We start from the raw sequence: 22,213 nt of genomic DNA, 5'->3' as shown, positions 1-22,213 counted from the left end.
GAATGAGGTATTTAACGGTTATTTGTGCGCTTGTTCCGCTGCATCATCCTCCGGTGCGAGAGGGGCGAGCGTGAAGCTGTATTTCCATTCGTGCGGAGTGATGGTGTACTCGGGATGAACTTGTGCTCCCCAGGTATTGTCACCGCCTACGCCCATCTGCTTGTGGTCGATGTTGAGCCATACCATATCTTTCTTCTGGATGCTTCCACCGTGGCGGCGCTCCATCTGTGAGGGACGGTATTCAATGTCTTCCATCGGGAAGTTCCAAGCACTTACGCTCAACGGTTCTTCGCCCACTACCAGCAGGCCTTCGCCGGTTGCATTACGTAGGGCCACCCAGCGTACGTCACAATGATTGGCCGTCTCTTGGGCTCGTACATACGGATGGTACTGTTCCCAGACTGTTGCGTTGTATAGGCCTATCAAGGCTCCCGTCTTGCGGTCGGCATACGTCTCTTGCGGACCACGGCCCAGCCAGGTCATCATTTCATATTCGGCAGGGAGTATCATGCGCATGCCCAGACGAGGCATCTCGCTCAATGGCTTCTTGCCGGGGGTGAAGTGCATGGTTACCTGAACCTTGCCGTCGGGAGTGATTTTGTAGAGAGTCTGCAAATCAGCATCTTGTTCTTCCATGCGGTAGGTCGCAGTGACAGTAGCCGTTTGTCCGGCTTCTGCAACTTCGATGTTCTGCAGTTTGGCATCGCGTCCGGCGTTTCTCCAGGTGCCGCAGCGTATCAGGTGCCCATTTGGAATATCATTATCGGTCAACGGGCGCCAGAAGTTGGGTTGTAGCCCTTCTTTAATCAGATTCTTTCCGGTGTAGTTCAACTCTGTCATTTCACCGTTTCGGGTAGAGAAAGCTACCTGGAAGTTGTTGCCTTTCACGGTCAGTGTTTCGTTGTTGCGGTCTACGGTCAGCGTTCCTTCCACCGGCTGAACGGTTTTGGCTGACGGTGCAGAAGGCAATTCCCATTGTTCGATGGCAACCTCGTGTCCTTTCGGTACTAATGGCGCTTCGTGCTTGGTGAATGCACGCAGTGTGAGGAAATACTCCTTGCCGTCGGCAGGCAGCGCTTTCAGTGGCAATTCTATGTTGGCAGAGTTTCTGGGAGCAATCTTGGGGAAATCCATCTCACCGTTCTGAACGGTCTTGCCGTCGCATTCCACTGCCCAGCGGAGGGTATATCCTTCCAATCCGATGAAATCGTGCCAGTTGGTGACCTTTATCTTGTTCGGGGTGAAGGCAAGCGGTTCGAAGTGGATGTATTGCAATACCTTCTTCACTTCGTAGATGTGCGGGTGCGGGGTACGGTCGGCAGCAACCAGGCCGTTGGCACAGAAGTTGGAGTCGTTGACGACGCCTACAAATCCCATGTCGCCGCCAAAAGCCCAGATGTCGCGCTGGTTCTCGTCCTTGATGGCAAACGTCTGGTCCACCCAGTCCCAAATGAAACCGCCTTGCAGTTGGTCGTACTTGTAAATCAAGTCCCAGTAGTCCTGGAAGTTACCTACACTGTTACCCATGGCATGGGCATATTCGCAGAGAATCATGGGGCGGGCATCACGCTGGTTCACGTGTTGGCGCAACCTCCAGATGCGTGCGTACATGGGGCAATAGATGTCGCTCTTGGAGTTGTAGCCACCCCCTTCGTATTGTGCGGGACGGGTGGGGTCTATCTTTTTGGTATAGTCATACAGAGTTTCGAAGTGCTTGCCGTAGCCCGACTCGTTGCCCATAGACCAAGTCACGATGGCGGAGTAGTTGCGGTCGCGTGCAATCATACGGCTCATCCGCTGCATGAAAGACACCTCCCAGTCGGGATAGTTGGCAAGGGTCTCATCTTTGTGGAACATCATGCCATGGCTCTCGATGTTGGCTTCGTCTACCATATAGAGTCCGAATTCCGTGCAAAGCTCGTACCACGCATAGTTGTTCGGGTAGTGGCAGTTGCGTACACCGTTCAGGTTGAACTGCTTCATCAGCTGGATGTCGTGTATCATGGACCCCACGGTGATGGTACGTCCCTTGTGCGGGTCGTGCTCGTGACGGTTCACCCCCTTGAAGAGGACGGCCTGGCCGTTAATCATCTGCATGCCGTTCATCATTTCCACGGTACGGAAGCCGAAAAGGTGTGTAAAGGATTCCAGAGGTTTCCCTTGTGCGTCAAAGGTGCTGACTACCAGCGTGTAGGTGTTCGGTGTTTCGGCATTCCAGGTGCGTGCATTCGGGAAGACTTGCTGCTGGGTAAACAAGGTGTCCGTGGCAGAGGCTATGGACTTCTTCCGGTCATAGATAACCTTATCCCTGTCCATTACCTTCACTTCCACCGTTTCTCCGGCTTTAGGCCGATGGAGGAATACATCCAGCTTTAGTTCGCCATCCTTGTAGTTGTTTATCAGTTCCGCTGTCATCCGGAAGTCCTTGACGCGGCTCTGGGGGCGGGCGTAGAGATAAACACTCCGTTCGATGCCGCTGTATTTCCAGTAGTCCTGGCCTTCCAAGTAGGAACCGTCGCTATAACGGAATACTTTTACAGCCAGTCTGTTGTTGCCCTTCTTCAGCAGCTTGGTGATGTTGAAGTGCGACGGCAGGCGGCTGTCCTCGGCATAACCCGCCAATTCGCCGTTTACCCATACATAGTAGGCAGACTCCACTCCTTCGAAATCGAGGAAAACGTCCATGCCTTCCCAACCTGCCGGGACGGTGAACTCGCGGATATAAGCACCTACGGGATTGTAGTCGGTAGGCACGTAGGGCGGATTGGGGGGGAACGGATAACGGGTATCTGTATAGATAGGTGCATCGAAGCCTTGCAGTTCCCAGCTTCCCGGAACTTCAATTTTACTCCACTTGCGGGTACTGAATCCGGGCTTGTGAAAGTCTTTGGGGCAGAGGTCATTGTTCTTTGAAAAAAGAAATTTCCAGGTGCCGTCCAGAGTGATACGGCGTTCCGTTGCAGGATTAACGTCGAACCGTACGTCGGCGGGCAAGGCACGTTGTTTCAATGCGTTGGCTTCATTCGTAAACGGGGTGAAGTGGGCGTGCATCGGTTCTCTGTTCATTTCGTTGACTTGCGGGTTCTGCCACGGCTCGTTGTCGGCCAGGGCACCGGTGCAAAGCAGCGAAGAAAGGAGAAAGGTATAAAGTTTGGTTTTCATTATTAATAGGATTTAGTGATATAAAAATGGCTCTTGTCAGAGACCGGTGTCTGTCAAAAGAGGGTAAAAGCCCTATATCGAGCAGAACAATGTCACCAGGAACGGAACGCTGAAATCGACCACAAACCCGTGGAAGATGGAAACTACGACAAACTGCTGTCCGGCTGTCCGTGTGATGATCGGCAGTGTGGTGTCCATCGTCGTGGCTCCTCCGGCAGAGATGGGGGCAAGGTTTCCGAACCATCGTACCAGCAACGGGGCGGCCAGCAGTGTCAGAATCTCCCGGCTGATATTGGCAAGCAGGGCGATGGTGCCCAGCTCGGCTCCCTTGTATTCGGTAATGAAGATACTGGAGAGCGAGTAATAGCCGAATCCCGAGCCTACGGCCAGACAGTCCGTTATAGAACGGTGTGTCAGAATCAGACTGACGGCTGCCGAACCTGCCAGTGTTCCCAGTATCGTCATGATGGGCAGGAATACCAGTCGCGGATTGAGTGAACGGAAGTTCTTCAGGGTCTGCGGGTCGTTGCCTACGCTCAACCCTACACTGAACATCAGCGCGCAAAGCGCGTAATAGCTGATATTGGTTTCTGCAATATCAAAAGGCAGCAGATGGCACACACCACAAATCGTACCCAATACAAAAAAGCCCACAATGATAAGACTTCCTTTCATGCCCTGCCTCCTTTCCTTTTATACAAGGCTCTCCAGAGTGCCCAAGCAGCGATAACACTTCCCAAGGTCCCTCCCAGGGTGAGTATCACAGCTTCAAGACCTATGGTATGGAGCCCCTTGATGATTTGCTCGTTGCTTCCGACCTCGATGCCGAGGATAAACAGCAGCAGCCAGATGAGCAGGGTGATGATTTGGTGGATTTTCTTTAAGTCCCGTTTCCGTAAGAGATAGCCCAACAGCATTCCCGTGAGCATTAGTCCGATGATTGTAAACATATCTATGTCGTTTTTTAGTGGCAAAGATAGTATGGTCTATTTTTGCAGGTGCAAAGATAAAGCTTTCAAAGTAAACGAGGCGGCATTGCCGGGGCGAATGCCGCCTCGATATACTATTTGGAGAAAAGGATTATTCGTTTATTTCATTGTTGGTCTGAATCTCCATCAGAGGAATGGGCAGGAAGGAGTGGGTAGATGCACTGAATCCGGTTCTGCCGTCAGCCTTCATGGCTTCGTCCAGTTTGCCCCAACGACGGAGGTCGTAGAAGCGTGAGTTTTCCAGTGTGAATTCCACCAGACGTTCATGCTCAATTTGCGCTTTAACAGCAGCTTGGTCACTTCCGGTCATGGCAGGCAGCTTGCCGTGCACGCTACGTACTTCGTTAATCAATGGAATGGCTTTTTCTGGATGACCTTGTTCATTGTAGACTTCAGCCTTCATCAGCAATACATTGGCATAACGCATCAGTGGCATGTTGGTACCTACGTAGTTTTGTGCGTAGTCGCTCCAAGTTGAAGGCATGTATTTACGGTAATTATATCGGGTGGCGGAATTCTCATCATAGATGTCATCGTAATTGTACCCCAGGATGTGCCCGCCTTCGTAGTAATACGGATCATCAAACATCATGGAACCATAGGCACGGGCATCGTACATGTTACCTTCGGCAATGCGTCCTTCTTTCAGAAATTCGTTGTACATCATGTCGCTGACACGGATTTCGTCCCAACCGGACATGCTGCCCGGAGCCACCCAGAAGTGGAGTACGTGCTTGTGGAAAGTACCGTCGGCCGTACTGTTGGTAAACTGAAGTTCCAGAATGGACTCTTTGCAATTTTTGTTGGTTCCGTCGAACATGCTTCCGTAGTCGGACTCCAGTTCGTAGCCGGTCACTTTGTTGAAAGCGGCTTCTGCCAGCCCCAGGTATTCGGCCTTTTTGTCACTTTCTTCATAAGCACGGGTCAAGTAAGCCCATCCCAGGTAAGAGTAGGCTGCTCCTTTGGTTACACGTCCCGCTTCGGAAGAAGGGCGGTCTTGTGGCAGCATGCTGCCTGCTTTGTCCAGTTCAGTACAGATAAAGTCCCATGCTTCCGTTCTGGTAGACAATGCTTTGTGAGTCTGGGATTCTCCGGTCAGATATTCATTGCGGATAATGATTTTCTCCCAGCTCATAATCAGTTTGAAATGATAGTAGGCACGCAGGAACAGAGCTTCGCCCGTAAGATGGTTCTCGTCATCGGCACTCATCTTCTCACCGCTGGTCTGTACTTTGTCAATACCGTATAATACGTTGTTGGCGTAGTTGATGCCATTGTAATTGTTCATCCAGTATTCTTTGATGCTGGAGTTCTCATTGTTGTAGGTGAATCCGTACAATGCAGCCCATTCCGGATAGTTGTTGACGTCCTGGCCTTTTACCATCTCATCGCTACGGAAGGTTTCCACAACAAACTTGACTTCTGCAACCGTGTAAGAGCCGGTGCGGTTATCCAGCTGGCCATATACCGCTGATAGACCTGCCTCTACATCGGCTTTATCTCTCCAGTATTTGTCTGTAGAAAAGTCGGGAGACTCTGTCGTCAGGAAATCATCGCATCCTGCCAGTAAGGCGGCGCATAAGAAAGAGGCTATATATATAATTTTTTTCATTGTCTTCTTGTTTTTAATGGTGATTAGAATGTAACTTGCAGACCTACTACAAATGAGCGGGTGAACGGGTATACAAAGGAGTCTACACCGGTGTCCAGAATGCTTGAAGAGAATTCAGGGTCGATACCGGAATATTTAGTGATGGTAAAGAGATTCTCTCCACTGACATAGAGGCGGCATTTTTCAAGATACATTTTCTTAGCTAAAGCTCTGGACAAGCTGTATCCTAACTGCAACTGGCGAAGGCGGACGAAGTTACCGTTTTCGAGGAAGCGATCGGATTCACGGGTATTTTCATTCGGGTCACCCAGTACAGCTCTTGGCATACTTGTTCCTGCGTTTTGCGGTGTCCATGCATTCATGGTGCTTGTGAAGTAGTTTCTACCGGCGTCCATTCCTTCATAATACAGACGGTTTACGTTGTAGAGTTTGTGCCCCCATGCACTGCCAAACTGGAAGGAAAGGTCAAAGTTCTTATAGGAACCGCTGAATGACAAGTTGGCTTCCACCTTGGGAATACCGGAACCGGAATATACCTTGTCGCCGGAGTCGATGCTTCCATTGCCGTCTACATCCTTGAAGCGGATATCACCGGCTTTGGCACTCGGCTGGAGACGTTCGCCTGCACTGTTTACGTAAGCAGCAGCTTCTGCATCAGTCTGGAATATGCCGTCAGTCTGATACAGCCAGAAGCTGGCTACCGGATAACCTTTCAGTGTTTGGGTTACGAAGTGGCCGTCACCCTTCCAGGCAGAACCATAAAGTACCTGGTTCGGGTCTGCCTTCAACATTTCGTTGTGGATGGTAGAAAGGTTGAAACCGATATTATAGTCGAAACCGTTGATGTTGTCTCCATAGTTCAATTCAAGCTCGAAACCTTTGTTTACCATCTTTCCTACGTTGACAGTAGGATTGTAGATACCTGCAGAAGGCGGCATGACTTTTTCAATCAGTAAGTCTTCCGTTGTGTTGTAATAGTAGTTAAGGCTACCGCTCAACTTATTGTTGAAAAGACCGAAGTCGAAACCGATGTTTTTGGTATCGGTAGTTTCCCAACGCAAATCGTCGTTTACCAGATAGAGGTTGGACATGCCGGCCCAAGGATTACCACCTTGTATGTAGCTCATCCATTGGGTGTTGCTGTTACTCATTGTTGGCGCATAATAGTAGCCCAGTGCACTCTCGCTACCCAGGCGTCCCCAGCTGGCGCGGAACTTCAAGTTGCTGATAGGGGTATTTTTGGGGAAGAAATCTTCCTCGCTGATTCTCCATCCCACTGCTACGGAAGGGAAGGTACCCCAACGGTTGTTTTTACCGAACTTGGAAGAGCCGTCGGAACGTACAGTCACTTGCAGCAAGTAACGGCTGGCGTATGAATAGTTGAAGCGTCCGAAGAAAGAAGCGCGGTTGTAATCGTAGAAAGTACCTGTGCCGGCAAATGTACCGCCGATACCTGCATCGATTGTGGGAGATGTCGGGTCGAAGAATCCGCCGGGAACCTCGCTGGAACTCAGACTGCCGCCTACTACATCATATTCGGTTTTCTTGCCTTCCACGTTGACAGAACTTTTATCCTGATGGGCGGAAATGATGGAGTTACCTACCATGGCAGTAACGGAGTGCTTGCCGAAGTCTTTCATGAAGGTCAATACATTCTCGAATGTTTGCTTACGATAGTATGAGTTGTACTCGTAGTTATAAGGATAGAGGCTCGGCTCTTGTGCATTGGCTTCGTATTTGGCACGATGATAACGGTCGTTGTAGTAGTAACCGTCGTACGTATAGCTTGTTTTGAATGTAAGCCACGGGGCGAGCTTCATGGTCAGACCGATATTGCCGGTAATGTCGTAGCCCGTATATTTTCTGTCTTTGTAATGGTCGTCTGCCATGACATTACGGTTGGTTGGGAATTCCATCTTGGTACCGTCTACCGACATGTCGGTCAGACCGTATCCGTATGTCTGGTTTTCGTCGTAAACGGGCACCAGTGGCGAAATGGAGTACATTTCTTTCAAGGAATACTGGGGCTGTTTGCTTTGTGTGACCTTGAAGTTCAAGCTCGCATCGAAATCAAAGATATATTTGTGCGCATTCAGTTTCAGGCGGGCATTATCCTGGATGTAAGAGTTACCCTTAAAGATACCCTTCTCGTCGGCATGCCCATAAGAAAGTGAATATTTGGCAACTTCAGAACCTCCGATGAGGTTTACATAATAGTTCTGTGCGATACCGGTACGGAGCATTTCATCCTGCCAGTTTGTATCGGCACCGGTAGGGTTCTGTCCATTCTTGTACGTAAGATAAGCGGGCTTGTTTGTTCCTGCATTCTCGTACATCATGTTGTGCACTTTCAAGTAGCCGTCTGCATTGAGCATGTCGAACTTCTTGGCTACCGAGTTGACCGTCATATACGTATTAAAGGAAACTTTCAGCTCTCCTTCCTTTCCGTTCTTGGTAGAAACGATGACTACACCATTGGCGGCCACAGAACCGTAAATGGCAGCGGCGGCACCATCTTTCAGGATTTCCATGGATTCGATATCCTGCGGATTGATGGTGTTGATGTCACCAGGATACCCGTCGATGATGTAAAGCGGCTCATTGTCACCCATAGTCTTGATACCACGGATTTTTACAGAAATGCTTGCACCTGCATTACCTCCCGATTTCAAAACGCTTACACCGGCAATTTTACCTTGCAGTGCTTCGGTTGCGCTGGTAGTGGCACGCTTCATCAAATCTTCCGCTTTCACCGAAGAAATGGCACCGGTCATATCACTCTTCTTCATCGTACCGTAACCTACGACTACGACTTCATCCAGCATTTCAGAATCATCTTTCAATGCTATTTTGATGTTCTTCTGCCCGTTGAGGGGAATTTCCTGGGTTACATAACCCACATAAGAGATTACCATAGTTGTTTTGGGAGAGACTGTCAACGTAAAGTTGCCGTCAACGTCGGTGATGCAACCATTACTGGTTCCTTTTTCCAGGACACTGGCACCGATAAGAGATTCTCCTTTGGTATCGGTTACGGTACCGGTTAGCTGGATGGTTTGCGCTAATGCACTTAGCGGCGCTAGACATACAAAGAGTAAGGCAAGTAGTAATACTCTTTGCATTGAGAAATACTGTTTAATTTTACCCATGTGTGATAAAGTTTTTTAAGGTTAATACTTTGTTTTTCACAAGGGCAAAGGAAGTGATATAATTAAAAGGTTAGCTATGACCTTTATCTATAAAATATCTACAAAGGGGGTTGAAAGTACTGTTATTTAATCTACAATCCGATTGCTAAATCGTTGAATAATAGTATTATATTCTAATATAATCTATCTACAAGAGAGCTTTTCTCTTTGGCTTCGTTTTTAGAAACTCTGAAGGTATTCAACCAAGTCTTCTTCTGTGGATAAGTTCAAAGATTTGCGTAAACGATACCGGTTCATATTGATTGTTTTGGGAATGGTACCGGTTATCATGGAGATTTCTTTGGTTGACAGATTGACGCGTAATAGAGTTGCTAGGTATTTTTCACCTTGCGTCAGATTAGGATGCTTTAGTGCGAGCCGGTCCAGGAATTCCTTGTTCTTTTCTTCTATATTCAGCAATAAGCTACTGTTTGTCTTATCTCCGCTTTGATATTGGCTGATGAAGGCATTCACTTTCTTCAGGTGGGGAATGAGTGTTTGGTTATCCATTTTATAACCCTCTTTAATCATTCCACGTATCTTGTCGAGTAGCTCATTGCGGCTTCTTAGGAACACGGCAAAGCTGGTAACCTCCTGGCGGCTGTCATCCAAAGCACTCTGCACGTTTTTCAGTTCCATTTCTTGCTGTTGTAGTTTCAGTTCGGATACTTCGCGTTCGGAGAGTTCCAGCTGATAGCGGGTTTCAATCAGTTGCAGGTCTTTTCTGCGTTTATACCATTTATATAAGAAGATACTGACAGCCAAACCGAGAATAAGTATGCTGCCCAAGAGCCATAGATTGCGTTTCAGCAGTTCTATTTCATAGATTTGTTCCTGCATTTCAGTGGCATGCTTCTGGTCTTGATATCTTTTATAGGAGATTTCCAGCTCAATGTTACGCAGCTTGTTACTGCTTTGTAGCTCTTTGCTCAGGTGCTGCATTTTCTCCAGGTATTTATAGGCTTGGGCATAGTCACCTATAGCTGCATATACCATGGACGAATATTCGTAATTGTCGCAAATCAGTTCGCGGGCTCCGATGTTGTGGGCATACTCGTAGGCTTTATGCAAGGCTTCCAAGGCTTTGGAGTATTGCTTGTCATAGTAATACTGTTTCCCCATGTTGTTGTAGTTTTCGCCAAGAGACCATTGGGCATCCAGATTCTTGTTGATGGTGATGGCTTCCTGGATGAAAGAAAGTTTCTCTTCCGTATTTCCCCGGTACAGACAGAGGTTGTTCAGGTTGGTTGCAATCTCTTTCAGGTTTCGTTGGGCACGGTTGATGGCCAGCGCACGCTGGAAGAAACGCTCGGCAACGGTAAATTCACTCATGAAGTGGTGCATTACTCCACGTTCGTTATAGCATCCGGCCACAGAGGTGGAATCGCCGATGGATTTGAAGATGGAGGTTGCTTTGTCGTTCAGTTCAATGGCTTTGTTGTAATCGCCTAGTTTGCTGTATACACGCCCCATCAAGGAGCAGAGTTGTGCCATTTGTTTTTTGTTGGTGGGATGGATATATTTTTGGGTGTCATAAAGATTCTTGATACTTAGGTCGAAGTTCCCCAACAATTGTTCGGCTTGACAGTAGAGAATCATAGCTTGTGCGCGGACCTCACTGGGCTCATCTTCGGGAAACAAGGCAGAAGCCTGAGCTGCATAGTAGGAAGCTTGTTTGGGGTTGTTGTACAGGTATTTCTGTGCTTGGTCAATCAATTTCTGTGCTTGCTGCATGTCTTGAGCTTGCAGTGGGGCAGCTGCTGACAGAAGACATACGAGTAGTAGACATAGGTTTTTCTTCATGGCATCGTCTTGTTTCTGCAAATTTAATTAATTCTTCTTAGAAGTCCGGTTTCCCTCCAAAAAGATTTATCTTTGTGCCTCAAAGATAGCGATATATATGTTATTACCTTATTTGAATAAAGATTTGATAGAGGCAGGATGCGATGAGGCCGGTCGCGGCTGTCTGGCCGGTGCGGTCTATGCCGCTGCTGTTATTCTGCCAACGGACTTTAAGAATGAACTTTTGAACGACTCCAAGCAGCTGACGGAAAAACAACGCTATACCTTGCGTGAAGTGATTGAAAAAGAGGCTCTGGCATGGGCGGTGGGCGTCGTCTCTCCCGAAGAAATTGACAAAATCAATATTCTCAATGCCTCCTTTCTTGCCATGCACCGTGCTGTTGACCAACTGAATGTCCGTCCGCAACATCTGCTGATAGACGGCAACCGCTTTAAAAAATATCGGGACTTGCCGCATACTACCGTAGTGAAAGGAGACGGGAAGTACCTTTCCATCGCTGCCGCCTCCATTTTGGCAAAGACCTATCGTGATGACTACATGAACCGCCTTCACGAGGAATATCCGTATTATGACTGGAATCGTAACAAGGGGTATCCCACCAAGAAACATCGTGCCGCCATTGCTGAGCGGGGTACTACACCCTATCATCGCTTGACGTTTAATCTCTTGGGGGATGGGCAGTTGTCGCTGAACTTCGGACAATGATGCTGTTTAGAACCACTTAATCCTTCTGAACCATACGAATGTCACTGCTGATAATATTGCCGACAAAAGTATGATGAAAATAAACGCGTGCGGAAAACTCTCCAGGTGGATGTCCACATTCATGCCGTAGAAACTGGCTATCAACGTGGGAATCATCAGTGTAATGCTGAGGCTTGTCATACGTTTCATGATGGCATTCACATTGTTGGAGATGATGGAGGCGAAGGCATCCATGGTTCCCGTCAGAATATCACTGTAGATGTTCACGGTATTGTATGCCTGCTTCAACTCGATGACCACGTCTTCCAATAATTCCAAATCCAGATAATTGGTGTCCTGAAAGATGTTTTTCAGCCGTCCTATCATCACTTCATTGCCACGGATGGAAGTGTTGAAGTAGACCAGCGTCTTCTGCAGCTTCATCAGTTGCAGGAGGTCTTCGTTGCGGATGCTTTTCTCCAGCTCTTTTTCGGCGGTGGCCACATCGTTGTTTATCTGTTTCAGATACTTCAGGAACCAGACGGCGGAAGAGTAGATGATTCGCAGAATCAAATCCAGTTTATTGTTGACGACTATGTTCTTCCGGCGTGTGTGCTGGATGAAGTCCGGTATCAGCTCCGTGTGGTGATAGCAGACAGAAACGATGATTCCGTCATTGGTGATAATGCCGATGGGCACGGTGATGAACGGCACGCCGCGTTGGTTGCTCTGCATCGGGATGCGGAGGATGGTCAGCAGCCAGTTGTCTTCTGTTTCCGTACGCGGGCGCTCGTCCACGTCGGCTATGTCTTCCAGGAATGATTCGGGAACTTTCAGCTCTTCGGTTAGGAATTTGAAATCATCGTTGTCCGGGCATTCTACGTTGACCCAGCAGTTGGGTTGCCATTCGGCCTTTTCAGTGAAGCCGTTTTCACTGTAGAGATACTTTCTCATTGTTTGCCTCCTTTCTAGTTGGAACAGAGGCATTGCAGTCAACGTCTCCGTTCGTTTTATTGGTGAATACTATTGCACGTTCGTGGGTTTGAATCGTCCATATTTCTTGTTTTTTTATTTTTTAAGCGTGGCAAAAGTACATAAATCATTTGAAACAGTACGCTTTAACGGCTGTTTTTTGTACCTTTGCAACGCAAAAAATAGGTTCCTACTATAAAGAACGTTTGTATCATACAAAAAGATTATACAATTAAATTCGATTAATATTATGAGTAAGAAAGCCCTTTTAATGATTCTTGATGGCTGGGGCATCGGCGATCAAGGCAAAGATGATGTGATTTTCAATACACCTACTCCGTATTGGGACAGTCTGTTGGCAACTTATCCGCATTCCGAGCTTCAGGCAAGCGGTGAAAACGTTGGTTTGCCCGACGGACAGATGGGTAATTCTGAAGTAGGTCACCTCAATATCGGTGCCGGACGCATCGTTTACCAGGACTTGGTGAAGATTAACCGTGCTTGTGCCGATGGCAGCATCCTGAAGAACAAGGAAATTGTTTCTGCTTTCTCATATGCAAAGGAAAACGGCAAGAATATCCACTTTATGGGACTGACCAGCAACGGTGGCGTGCACAGCTCTTTTGACCATTTGTTCAAACTCTGCGATATTTCCAAGGAATACGGCATCGAGAATACCTTCATCCACTGCTTTATGGACGGTCGTGATACCGACCCGAAGAGCGGTAAAGGCTTCATTGAGCAGCTGACTGCCCATTGCGAGAAGTCTGCCGGCAAGATTGCTTCCATCGTGGGACGTTTCTATGCCATGGACCGTGACAAACGTTGGGAACGTGTGAAGGTTGCCTACGATTTGTTGGTAAACGGTGAAGGGAAGGTCGCTACGGATATGGTCCAGGCTATGCAGGAGTCCTACGACGAAGGCGTTACGGATGAATTCATCAAGCCGATTGTGAACGGTGGCTTCGACGGTACCATCAAGGAAGGTGATGTTGTAATCTTCTTCAACTACCGTAACGACCGTGCCAAGGAATTGACCGTTGTCCTCACCCAGCAAGATATGCCCGAACAAGGCATGCAAACCATTCCGGGCCTGCAGTTCTACTGCATGACTCCGTATGACGCCAGCTTCAAGGGTGTACATATCCTTTTTGATAAGGAGAATGTACAGAACACATTGGGCGAATATCTTGCTGCCAATGGCAAGACCCAGCTGCACATTGCCGAAACAGAGAAGTATGCACACGTGACTTTCTTCTTCAACGGTGGCCGCGAGACTCCCTACGATGCTGAAGAGCGCATCCTGGTTCCTTCTCCGAAGGTTGCCACTTACGACTTGAAGCCTGAAATGAGTGCGTACGAGGTGAAGGACAAGTTGGTTGAAGCTATCAAGACCCAGAAGTTCGATTTCATCGTGGTGAACTACGCCAATGGTGATATGGTGGGACATACCGGTATCTACGAAGCTATCGAGAAGGCAGTGAAAGCCATCGACGAATGTGTGAAAGACACCGTTGAGGCTGCCAAGGCAAACGATTATGAAGTAATCATCATCGCCGACCACGGTAATGCCGACCATGCTCTGAATGAGGATGGTACTCCGAATACTGCCCACTCTCTGAACCCCGTTCCTTTCGTTTACGTTACTGCAAACAAGGACGCCAAGGTTGAGAACGGTGTATTGGCTGACGTAGCTCCTTCTATCCTGCATATCTTGGGTATGGAGCAGCCGGCTGAAATGACTGGTAAGGATTTGATTAAGTAAGGCGTCAAAGCCGTAACAATATTTAGACGCGGATTATACGGATTCCACGGATGCTCTTAAAGTTGAGTCTGTGCAATCCGGATAATCCGCGTCTTTTTTCAATAGAACGATTATGATACAGATTGGTGATGTTGTGGTTTCTTTCGATGTTTTGCGCGAGAAGTTCTTGTGTGACTTGGATGCCTGCCAGGGGATTTGCTGCATTGAGGGCGATGCCGGTGCTCCCGTAGAGCTGGACGAGGTGGAGAAACTGGAAGAGGTGCTTCCGCTGATTTGGGACGAGCTTTCTCCCGAAGCCCGTACCGTGATAGAGGAGCAAGGTGTGGTCTATACCGATTGTGAAGGTGACCTGGTGACTTCTATTGTGAACAACAAGGATTGCGTCTTTACCTGCTATGATGATAAAGGCTGTTGCTATTGTGCCATCGAAAAGGCTTACCGTGAGGGTAGGACCAACTTCTACAAACCTATATCCTGCCATCTCTATCCGATAAGGGTGGGGAACTACGGACTCTATAAGGCAGTGAACTATCATCATTGGGATGTCTGCAAAGCCGCTATGTTGTTGGGACAAAAGGAAAATCTGCCCGTGTACAAGTTCCTGAAAGAGCCGCTTATCCGTAAGTTTGGTGAGGACTGGTATGCAGAGTTGGAATTGGTAGTGGAAGAGATGAAGAAACAAGGAATCCTATAGTTCTTCTGTATGGAGACGGGTCTCTTCTTTGGAAGAGAAGAGGAATAAAGGAAAAGCCCCGGTCAGCAGGATTATCCTGCCCGTCCGGGGCTTCCTCGTTGTAAGATGTGAGGTTGGTTATTAAATTAATTAAGCGTCAATATTTGCATACGTTGCATTCTTTTCGATGAAATCGCGGCGAGGGCCCACGTCTTCGCCCATCAGCATGGAGAAGATATAGTCGGCTTCGGCTGCATTTTCAAGATGCACCTGCTTCAGCATGCGGTTTTCCGGATTCATGGTGGTTTCCCACAACTGTTCCGGGTTCATTTCACCCAAACCTTTGTAGCGTTGGGTGTGTACTGCGTTTTCCGAACCGCCGCCGTAAGTGTCGATGAACTTCTGGCGCTGCTGGTCTGTCCAGCAATACTCTTTCGCCTTGCCTTTGGTGCAAAGGTAAAGGGGAGGAGTGGCGATGTACAAGCAACCCTGCTGGATGACTTGTGGGAAGTAACGGAAGAAAAGCGTCATAATCAGCGTGTCGATGTGAGAACCATCGACGTCGGCATCGGTCATGATGATAATCTTCTTGTAACGCAACTTGTCAATGTTCGCTTCTTTGCTGTCTTCACCGTCCACGCCGAAACGGATGCCCAGCGCCTGGATGATATTGTTTACTTCGTCGCTCTCGAATGCCTTGTGCCACATGGCCTTTTCCACATTCAGAATCTTACCGCGAAGCGGCAGGATAGCTTGGAACGCACGGTTACGGCCTTGCTTTGCTGAACCGCCTGCCGAGTCACCCTCGACGAGGAACAATTCGCATTCTTCCGGGTCCTTGCTGGAGCAGTCGGCCAACTTACCGGGCATGCCACCGCCGGACATCGGCGATTTGCGTTGTACGGATTCGCGTGCCTTACGTGCGGCGATACGTGCCTGGGCGGCAAGAATCACCTTGTCTACAATCAGCTTGGCTTCCTTCGGGTGTTCCTCCAAGTAGTAGGTGAGGGCCTCGCCCACAGCCTGGTCTACGGCGCCCATCACTTCGTTGTTACCCAGCTTTGTCTTGGTCTGTCCTTCGAACTGAGGCTCTGCCACCTTGATGGAGATAACGGCAGTTAATCCTTCGCGGAAGTCGTCTCCTGCAATCTCTACCTTGGCTTTCTCCAGCATCTTGTTGTCTTCGGCGTATTTTTTCAACGTACGGGTCAGTGCACGGCGGAAACCTGCCAAGTGGGTACCCCCTTCAATGGTATTGATGTTGTTTACGTAAGAGTGCACATTTTCGTTATAAGAAGTGTTGTACATGATGGCTACTTCCACCGGTGTGCCTTGCTTCTCGGTATTGATGTAGATTACATCGTTCATGAAGTGCTCGCGTGAGGAGTCCACGTAGCGCACAAATTCCTTCAGGCCTTCTTCCGAGTAGAAGATTTCCTTCTTGGCATTTCCTTCTTCGTCCTTTACGCGAAGGTCGGTCAGTGAAATCTTGATGCCTGCGTTCAGATACGCCAGCTCGCGCATGCGGGTGGCAAGAATATCATAGTTGTAGACTGTCTCCGTAAAGATGGTACCGTCCGGCCAGAACTGTTGGCGTGTACCGGTAATGTCTGTTGTGCCCACTTCTTTGACGGAGTAGAGCGGATGTCCGCAGGAATATTCCTGCTGATAGATTTTTCCGTTACGGAAAACCTGGGTAGTCATGTGTGTAGACAAGGCGTTTACGCAAGATACACCTACACCATGCAGACCTCCCGATACCTTATAGGAACCTTTGTCGAACTTACCTCCGGCATGCAGTACGGTCATTACAACTTCCAGTGCGGATTTCTTTTCCTTTTCGTGATAGTCTACCGGGATACCACGTCCGTTGTCTTGTACGGTGATGGAGTTGTCCTCGTTAATGGTGACTTCGATGTGGTCGCAATAGCCGGCAAGTGCCTCGTCGATGGAGTTGTCCACAACCTCGTACACCAGGTGGTGAAGTCCTTTGCTGCTAATGTCGCCAATATACATCGCGGGACGCTTTCTCACTGCTTCCAAACCTTCCAGTACCTGGATGTTTTCGGCAGAATAGCTCCCGTTATTGGAGTGAATCTGTTCTTCAGTCATAATCTTTTTTCCTTATTGTAATAACAGAGCAAATATAGTGAAAATCCTCGGGATATGGTGCTAAACAAACGGATAAATTCGGGTAGTTTACAGCTTTTTAGCACAGAAAAGAAACTTGTGTGGAAGCAGGTAAATAGAGAGGTATAAATGAGAAAGGCCGGACTAAAAAGTCCAGCCTTGTAATATCTTTTGTGTAACAGTCAACTTAAACCAGCTTGTTGATATAGATAGCCAATTTTGACTTCAGGTTGTTAGCCTTGTTCTTGTGGATTACATTAGTCTTAGCCAATTTATCCAACAGTTTTGTGATACCCGGATACATCGCTGTTGCTGCAGCTTTGTCTGTAGTAGCACGAAGCTTACGAACAGCGTTTCTCATGGTCTTGCCATAATATCTGTTGTGAAGTCTTCTTGTTTCTTCTTGTCTGATTCTCTTCAGTGATGATTTATGATTTGCCATCTCGACTAATCTTTTTTAATTCGTTTATTTTTTTATTTTGTAGCCCGTGGGGGAATCGAACCCCCCTTTCAAGAATGAAAATCTTGCGTCCTAACCGATAGACGAACGGGCCATCCTTTGGTGAGCGTTTCCGCTCTTGCAAAGAGCCTTTATTTCTCGTTTGCGGATGCAAAGGTAGAAACTATTTTTGAATTACCAAAACATTCGCAAGAAAAAAATATAACTTTTTGTTGCTTTTTGTCTTAGGGTGGAATTTTATCTGCTGAAAATCAGTGTGGTATGTGCTTTTATTTTTTTACACTCCTTACCTTATTTTTTTATTCTTCTCCTTTTGTTTCTCTTCTTTCGGGCTTTTTTTGTAGCTTTGTTATCAGATTGAAACCAGATAAAGAAATCGGGAATGTTACAGAAAACACTGGGAATTGTGCTGCATACCTTGAAATATAAGGATACATCTCTCATTGCAGACATCTATACGGAGGTGGCTGGCAGGGCTTCCTTCATGGTGTCCATACCCCGTTCGCGCAAGGCGGCGGTGAAGCCGGTACTCTTCCAGCCGCTGGCATTGGTGGAACTTGAAGCCGATTTCCGTCCTAATGCCACTATATATAAGGTGAAGGAGGCGAAGTCTCTTTATCCTTTCGCCACGCTTCCCTACGATCCCTACAAATCTGCCATCGCTTTGTTTCTTTCGGAATTCCTTTATCGCGCCGTCCGGGAGGAGGCAGAGAACCGTCCGCTGTTTGCTTATCTGTATCATTCCGTCATCTGGCTGGATGAATGCAGGGAGGGGTTTGCCAATTTCCATCTGGTCTTCCTGATGCGCCTTTCCCGTTTTCTCGGTTTGTATCCCAACCTGGAGGATTATCATGCCGGAGATTACTTCGATTTGCAGAATGCTTGTTTCACTCCCTTGCGTCCGCAGCTCCATTCCAATTACATCGCTCCCGAGGAGGCGGCCCGCCTGACACAGCTGATGCGCATGAATTATGAAACGATGCATCTTTTCACCATGAACCGGTTGGAGCGTACCCGCTGCCTGAACATTGTGAATGAATATTATCGTCTGCATCTGCCGGATTTCCCGGTATTGAAATCACTTGAGGTATTGAAGGAGCTTTTTGATTGATTATCGTCGATGTAACGGCCCAATAAGTGTGCGCTGCCTTTATTATAGGAGTAGGGAGTTTTACTTACTGCTGTAAGGGTCGTTACGATAAGCTGTAACGGTCGTTACAATATAGGGTAACGACCGTTTCAATATAGGGTAACCGTCGTTACATCATTAGGTAACGGCTTTTACATCTTATGGTAAACGGTCGGTAAATATAATGCGTTGATAGATAGCGTATAATCTCTTGTGGGGGAGGATATGGATTGGTATGTAAAAAGCCGTGTTCAACAGACTTTGGACGCTGAGTCCCTCTGTTGAAGCACGGCTTATATGATAGGGGAAGTGTATTTCTTTATCCCAGCAACTCTTTTACTTTGGCTGAGATGGCGCGGCCTTCGGCAAGTCCGGCAAGTTTCTTGCTGGCTACACCCATTACCTTGCCCATGTCCTTGCCGCTGGTGGCGCCGACTTCGGCTATGATTTCCTTCAAGGCTGCCTCCAGTTCTTCGGCGCTCATCTGCTTGGGCAGATAGGTTTCAAGCACCTTTACTTGTGCCAGCTCATCGTCTGCCAAGTCCTGGCGACCTTGCTGTACATAGATTTCAGCGGCGTCTTTGCCTTGCTTGGTCAGTTTTTGGATAATCTTCAAAGCATCTGCATCGCTCAGGGTATCGTTGGCTCCGGGAGCGGTTTTGGCTTCAAGGAATACTTTCTTTACGTTTCTCAATGTTTCGAGAGCCACTTTGTCTTTGGCTTTCATGGCTGTTTTAATGTCTTCGCTGACTTTTTCAAATAAATCCATATTGTTATAGGTTTACTCCTGTTCCCCCGAAGGGGAGGAGGATGGTTTTACATATCGGGAACGGAAAAATCAGAAGGTGATGACTCCCCCTGCACCGCCTTCTGCCTCTTGCGCGGCTTCGGTGGCGAGCTGCCCTTCCTGCTCTGCCTTCATCTTGATGCTGTTCAGCGTGCTTTTGTCACGCAGATAGGTCGGAGAATTCTCTACCATGCTGATGATGTCGGCGTTGTCCATGTCTTCGGGATTGAAGAGATAGATATGGCGACGGCGGCTGCGCTGGGAACGGGCATTGGCATCCTTGCCATAGTACACTTCGCGGCGGTTGCGTCTCTGTTCCTCTTCCTCCTCCAGCTCGGCAAGGCGTTGCTGTTCTTCGGCGGTGCGCTGGGTGATGCGGTCGTCCATTTCCTTCATGTGGATGTCCTGGATACCGAAACCGGTGGCAAGCAGGGTGATTTTCACTTTCTGTTCCAGCTTGTCGTCAATGGCCATACCGAATTTGGTTTCGAAGTCGCGGCTGAAACGGTTCATGAACTCCTTCACCTCGTCCATTTCGCTCATCATCAGCTTGTATTGTGCACTGTAAGAGATGTTGAGGAGTACTTTCTTGGAGTTGAAGATGTCGTTGTTGTTCAGCAACGGCGAGTGCTGCGCGTTCTTGATGGCTTCGCTGACACGGTTGTCACCTTCGCCGTAGCCGGTACTCATGATGGCTACGCCGCCGTCCTTCAGCACTGTTTTCACGTCGTTGAAGTCGAGGTTCACCTTTCCATGCAGGGTGATGATTTCGGCAATACTCTTGGCGGCTACCGAAAGGGTGTCGTCGGCCTTGTCAAACGCGTCGTCTACGGATAGCTCGCTGTATATCTCGCTCAGCTTTTCATTGTTGATGACCAGCAGGGCATCTACGTGCTTGCTGATTTCCTCTACGCCATCCAGTGCCTGGTCTATCTTCTTGTCGCCCTCCCAGCGGAAAGGGATGGTGACGATGCCGATGGTCAGGATGTCCATTTCCTTGGCGGTTTGTGCAATGATGGGTGCGGCACCCGTACCGGTACCACCGCCCATTCCGGCAGTGATGAATACCATCTTGGTGCCGTCGTTCAGCATATTCTTGATGTCTTCGATGCTCTCTTCTGCTGCCTTGCGGGCACGGGCAGGGCGGTTTCCGGCTCCCAGGCCTTCTTTTCCAAGCTGTAACTTCACGGGCACGGGAGAGTCCTTCAACGCTTGGTTGTCTGTGTTGCACAGTACGAACGTCACGTCGTGTATACCTTCCCGGTACATATGGTTCACGGCATTGCCGCCACCTCCACCTACACCGATTACTTTAATGATTTTCGGTGAATCGGTCGGGAAATCGAATTGTACTATATCTTCCATAATAACTTAATTTTCTGGCACATTATCACATTATTACTTCATATCGTCGTCCGAGAAGATTTCGTTGGAAAGCTTGTTGAAAGTCTTTTCGAACCAGCTGGGGCCTTCTTTCTTTTTCTTCTTCTTTTCTTCCTTTTCGCGCAGCTCCCTTTCTTTTCGCTCACGCTCCTTGCGTTCTTTCTCTTCCTTCTCGCGCTGTGCCTTGGCGGCGCGTGCGGCGGCTTCCTGCTCTTTCAGCGCTTCGTCGTCAACGAATATGTCGACCGGTTTGGGAGGAACATTGGAGGCAGGCTGCTGCACCGGCTTCACCTCTTGCAGGCAGCAATTCTCGTTACCGGCAGCCAGCAGGCCCAGCAGTGTGTTGTGCATGCCGTCCTTCTTGGGCTCGTCGCTGCGTGTGTGGACGGTGGTCTGTACGAACTTGGCGGTCTTTACCTTTTCAATCTTGCTCACTCTATGGAAGGCTTTCTCAAGATTCTTCAGATTGGCTCCTCCACCGGTGAATACAACACCGGAGAAAAGTTTGTCCTCGTAGCCGGAAAGTTGCAACTGGTTCCATACGTTGGCAAGAATTTCTTCTGCACGTGCTCCGATAATATTGTTCAGCAGGGCCAGTTCGAAGGTACGGCCGTCTTCCGACGTGCATACGGCAGGGGTCTCGGCGTCTTCTTCCTCCTCGTAGAGGGCATCACCGTATTGCAGTTTCAGCTTCTCGGCATCTTCCTCTTCCATTTGCAGGGAAGTGATGTCGTGGGTAATGTTGTTTCCACCCAGCGGCAGTACGCTGAGGTAGCGCAGGATATTGTTCTTATAGACCAGCACGGTGGTGGTGTCGGCACCGAAGTCCACCAGTGCACAGCCTGAACGCATCTCGTTTTCGGTCAGCACGGCTTTGGCCAACGCAGTGGGAGCCACGAGCAGGTCGTCGGCAATTTCCACTTTGGCTTGCTCGAAGCTGTGTTCGAGGTTCTTCTTCAGCGAGGCACGCGCCACGATGTTGAGGAACTGCCCGGTGATGTATCTTCCGGCAACTCCTACGGGCTCCACATGCAGCGTGTTGTCTATCTTGTATTCTTGCGGGGCTACATCCAGCACACTCATGTCTACCAAGGGTACATCACGGTTCTCGTCGCAAATCTCGTCTACCAGTTCTTGCGAAATGATGCTCTCTTCCTCCAGCGTACGGCTTACCGCATTCCTCACCGTGCGCAATGATTGTCCGCCGATGCCTACATATACTTTGGCGATGGAGTTGTTCAGCTGGCCTTCCAGCTTGTTGATGATGGAAGTCAGCGCTTGTGCGGCCTTGTCAATGTTGTAGATGGCCCCTTTGTGTATAAACGGGGATGCATCTTCGCGTGCATAAGCCAACACCTGGATACTTCCGTCACTGCTCTTCTTTCCTGCGATACCGGAAATCTTGGAAGAACTCAACTCGATAGCGGCGATGAAATCTGTTGTTGCCATATCTATTTATTTACTATTTTACTATT

The 22,213-nt window shown here is 48.5% G+C and carries 16 protein-coding genes and 1 tRNA gene; 4 read left to right on the top strand and 13 right to left on the bottom strand.

The genetic code is table 11. The annotated features are described in order from the left end of the window. Nucleotides 1-18 precede the first annotated feature (18 nt). The 6 genes from DWX62_RS01415 to DWX62_RS01390 form a co-directional block, all read right to left on the bottom strand. Nucleotides 19-3,162, bottom strand: coding sequence for a glycoside hydrolase family 2 TIM barrel-domain containing protein (locus tag DWX62_RS01415; protein ID WP_120172533.1), 3,144 nt, complete (start codon nucleotides 3,160-3,162; stop codon nucleotides 19-21). 72 nt (nucleotides 3,163-3,234) lie between these two features. Then, nucleotides 3,235-3,837, bottom strand: a complete 603-nt coding sequence (locus tag DWX62_RS01410) for a lysine exporter LysO family protein (RefSeq protein ID WP_005830487.1) — start codon at nucleotides 3,835-3,837, stop codon at nucleotides 3,235-3,237. Continuing rightward, nucleotides 3,834-4,112 carry a LysO family transporter gene (locus tag DWX62_RS01405; protein WP_057097774.1) on the bottom strand — a complete coding sequence of 93 codons (279 nt, stop codon included), beginning with the start codon at nucleotides 4,110-4,112 and terminating at the stop codon, nucleotides 3,834-3,836. The genes DWX62_RS01410 and DWX62_RS01405 overlap by 4 nt, the downstream gene beginning before the upstream one ends. A 130-nt stretch (nucleotides 4,113-4,242) precedes the next feature. Then, nucleotides 4,243-5,763, bottom strand: coding sequence for a RagB/SusD family nutrient uptake outer membrane protein (locus tag DWX62_RS01400; RefSeq protein ID WP_057097764.1), 1,521 nt, complete (start codon nucleotides 5,761-5,763; stop codon nucleotides 4,243-4,245). A 23-nt stretch (nucleotides 5,764-5,786) separates the two neighbouring features. After that, on the bottom strand, nucleotides 5,787-8,912 hold the full coding sequence (locus tag DWX62_RS01395) for a TonB-dependent receptor (RefSeq protein WP_120172532.1): 3,126 nt from the start codon (nucleotides 8,910-8,912) through the stop codon (nucleotides 5,787-5,789). 219 nt (nucleotides 8,913-9,131) lie between these two features. Then, nucleotides 9,132-10,754, bottom strand: coding sequence for a tetratricopeptide repeat protein (locus tag DWX62_RS01390; protein WP_057097772.1), 1,623 nt, complete (start codon nucleotides 10,752-10,754; stop codon nucleotides 9,132-9,134). A gap of 97 nt (nucleotides 10,755-10,851) precedes the next feature. Between DWX62_RS01390 and DWX62_RS01385 the strand changes: the two genes are divergently transcribed. Next, on the top strand, nucleotides 10,852-11,460 hold the full coding sequence (locus tag DWX62_RS01385; RefSeq protein WP_008662678.1) for a ribonuclease HII: 609 nt from the start codon (nucleotides 10,852-10,854) through the stop codon (nucleotides 11,458-11,460). Between the two features lie 6 nt (nucleotides 11,461-11,466). Here the strand turns inward: DWX62_RS01385 and DWX62_RS01380 are convergent, their stop codons facing one another. Next, nucleotides 11,467-12,393 carry a magnesium transporter CorA family protein gene (locus DWX62_RS01380; protein WP_005834540.1) on the bottom strand — a complete coding sequence of 309 codons (927 nt, stop codon included), beginning with the start codon at nucleotides 12,391-12,393 and terminating at the stop codon, nucleotides 11,467-11,469. A 268-nt stretch (nucleotides 12,394-12,661) separates the two neighbouring features. On the opposite strand from DWX62_RS01380, the gene gpmI reads away from it, so the two are divergent. Continuing rightward, nucleotides 12,662-14,176 carry a 2,3-bisphosphoglycerate-independent phosphoglycerate mutase gene (gpmI, locus tag DWX62_RS01375; protein ID WP_005834542.1) on the top strand — a complete coding sequence of 505 codons (1,515 nt, stop codon included), beginning with the start codon at nucleotides 12,662-12,664 and terminating at the stop codon, nucleotides 14,174-14,176. Nucleotides 14,177-14,288: 112 nt separating this feature from the next. Then, nucleotides 14,289-14,870, top strand: a complete 582-nt coding sequence (locus DWX62_RS01370) for a DUF3109 family protein (RefSeq protein ID WP_117866076.1) — start codon at nucleotides 14,289-14,291, stop codon at nucleotides 14,868-14,870. 129 nt (nucleotides 14,871-14,999) lie between these two features. On the opposite strand, the gene gyrB is transcribed toward DWX62_RS01370, so the two are convergent. From gyrB to DWX62_RS01355, 3 genes are all read right to left on the bottom strand, one after another. Further along, nucleotides 15,000-16,961 carry a DNA topoisomerase (ATP-hydrolyzing) subunit B gene (gene gyrB / locus DWX62_RS01365; RefSeq protein ID WP_008662686.1) on the bottom strand — a complete coding sequence of 654 codons (1,962 nt, stop codon included), beginning with the start codon at nucleotides 16,959-16,961 and terminating at the stop codon, nucleotides 15,000-15,002. 205 nt (nucleotides 16,962-17,166) lie between these two features. Beyond that, entirely contained in the window at nucleotides 17,167-17,421 is a 255-nt protein-coding gene (gene rpsT, locus DWX62_RS01360; protein ID WP_016272441.1) for a 30S ribosomal protein S20, read from the bottom strand. 40 nt (nucleotides 17,422-17,461) lie between these two features. After that, nucleotides 17,462-17,533: transfer RNA gene (locus DWX62_RS01355), tRNA-Glu, on the bottom strand. Between the two features lie 288 nt (nucleotides 17,534-17,821). Between DWX62_RS01355 and recO the strand changes: the two genes are divergently transcribed. Next, the gene (gene recO, locus DWX62_RS01350; RefSeq protein ID WP_005830412.1) at nucleotides 17,822-18,550 is read left to right on the top strand and encodes a DNA repair protein RecO; all 729 of its coding nucleotides are present in this window, start codon (nucleotides 17,822-17,824) and stop codon (nucleotides 18,548-18,550) included. A 337-nt stretch (nucleotides 18,551-18,887) separates the two neighbouring features. Here recO and DWX62_RS01345 read toward each other — a convergent pair whose 3' ends face one another. From DWX62_RS01345 to ftsA, 3 genes are all read right to left on the bottom strand, one after another. Beyond that, nucleotides 18,888-19,337, bottom strand: a complete 450-nt coding sequence (locus DWX62_RS01345) for a GatB/YqeY domain-containing protein (protein ID WP_005830410.1) — start codon at nucleotides 19,335-19,337, stop codon at nucleotides 18,888-18,890. A 69-nt stretch (nucleotides 19,338-19,406) separates the two neighbouring features. Beyond that, a complete protein-coding gene (gene ftsZ, locus DWX62_RS01340) occupies nucleotides 19,407-20,720 on the bottom strand; it encodes a cell division protein FtsZ (protein ID WP_005830408.1) in 1,314 nt (437 codons plus the stop codon). Between the two features lie 33 nt (nucleotides 20,721-20,753). Further along, on the bottom strand, nucleotides 20,754-22,187 hold the full coding sequence (ftsA, locus tag DWX62_RS01335) for a cell division protein FtsA (protein WP_008662688.1): 1,434 nt from the start codon (nucleotides 22,185-22,187) through the stop codon (nucleotides 20,754-20,756). Nucleotides 22,188-22,213: the final 26 nt, after the last annotated feature.

Source organism: Bacteroides sp. AF20-13LB (assembly GCF_003603065.1).
GTDB classification, from domain to species: Bacteria; Bacteroidota; Bacteroidia; order Bacteroidales; family Bacteroidaceae; genus Bacteroides; species Bacteroides uniformis.
This window is presented reverse-complemented; position numbering and strand designations above follow the sequence as displayed.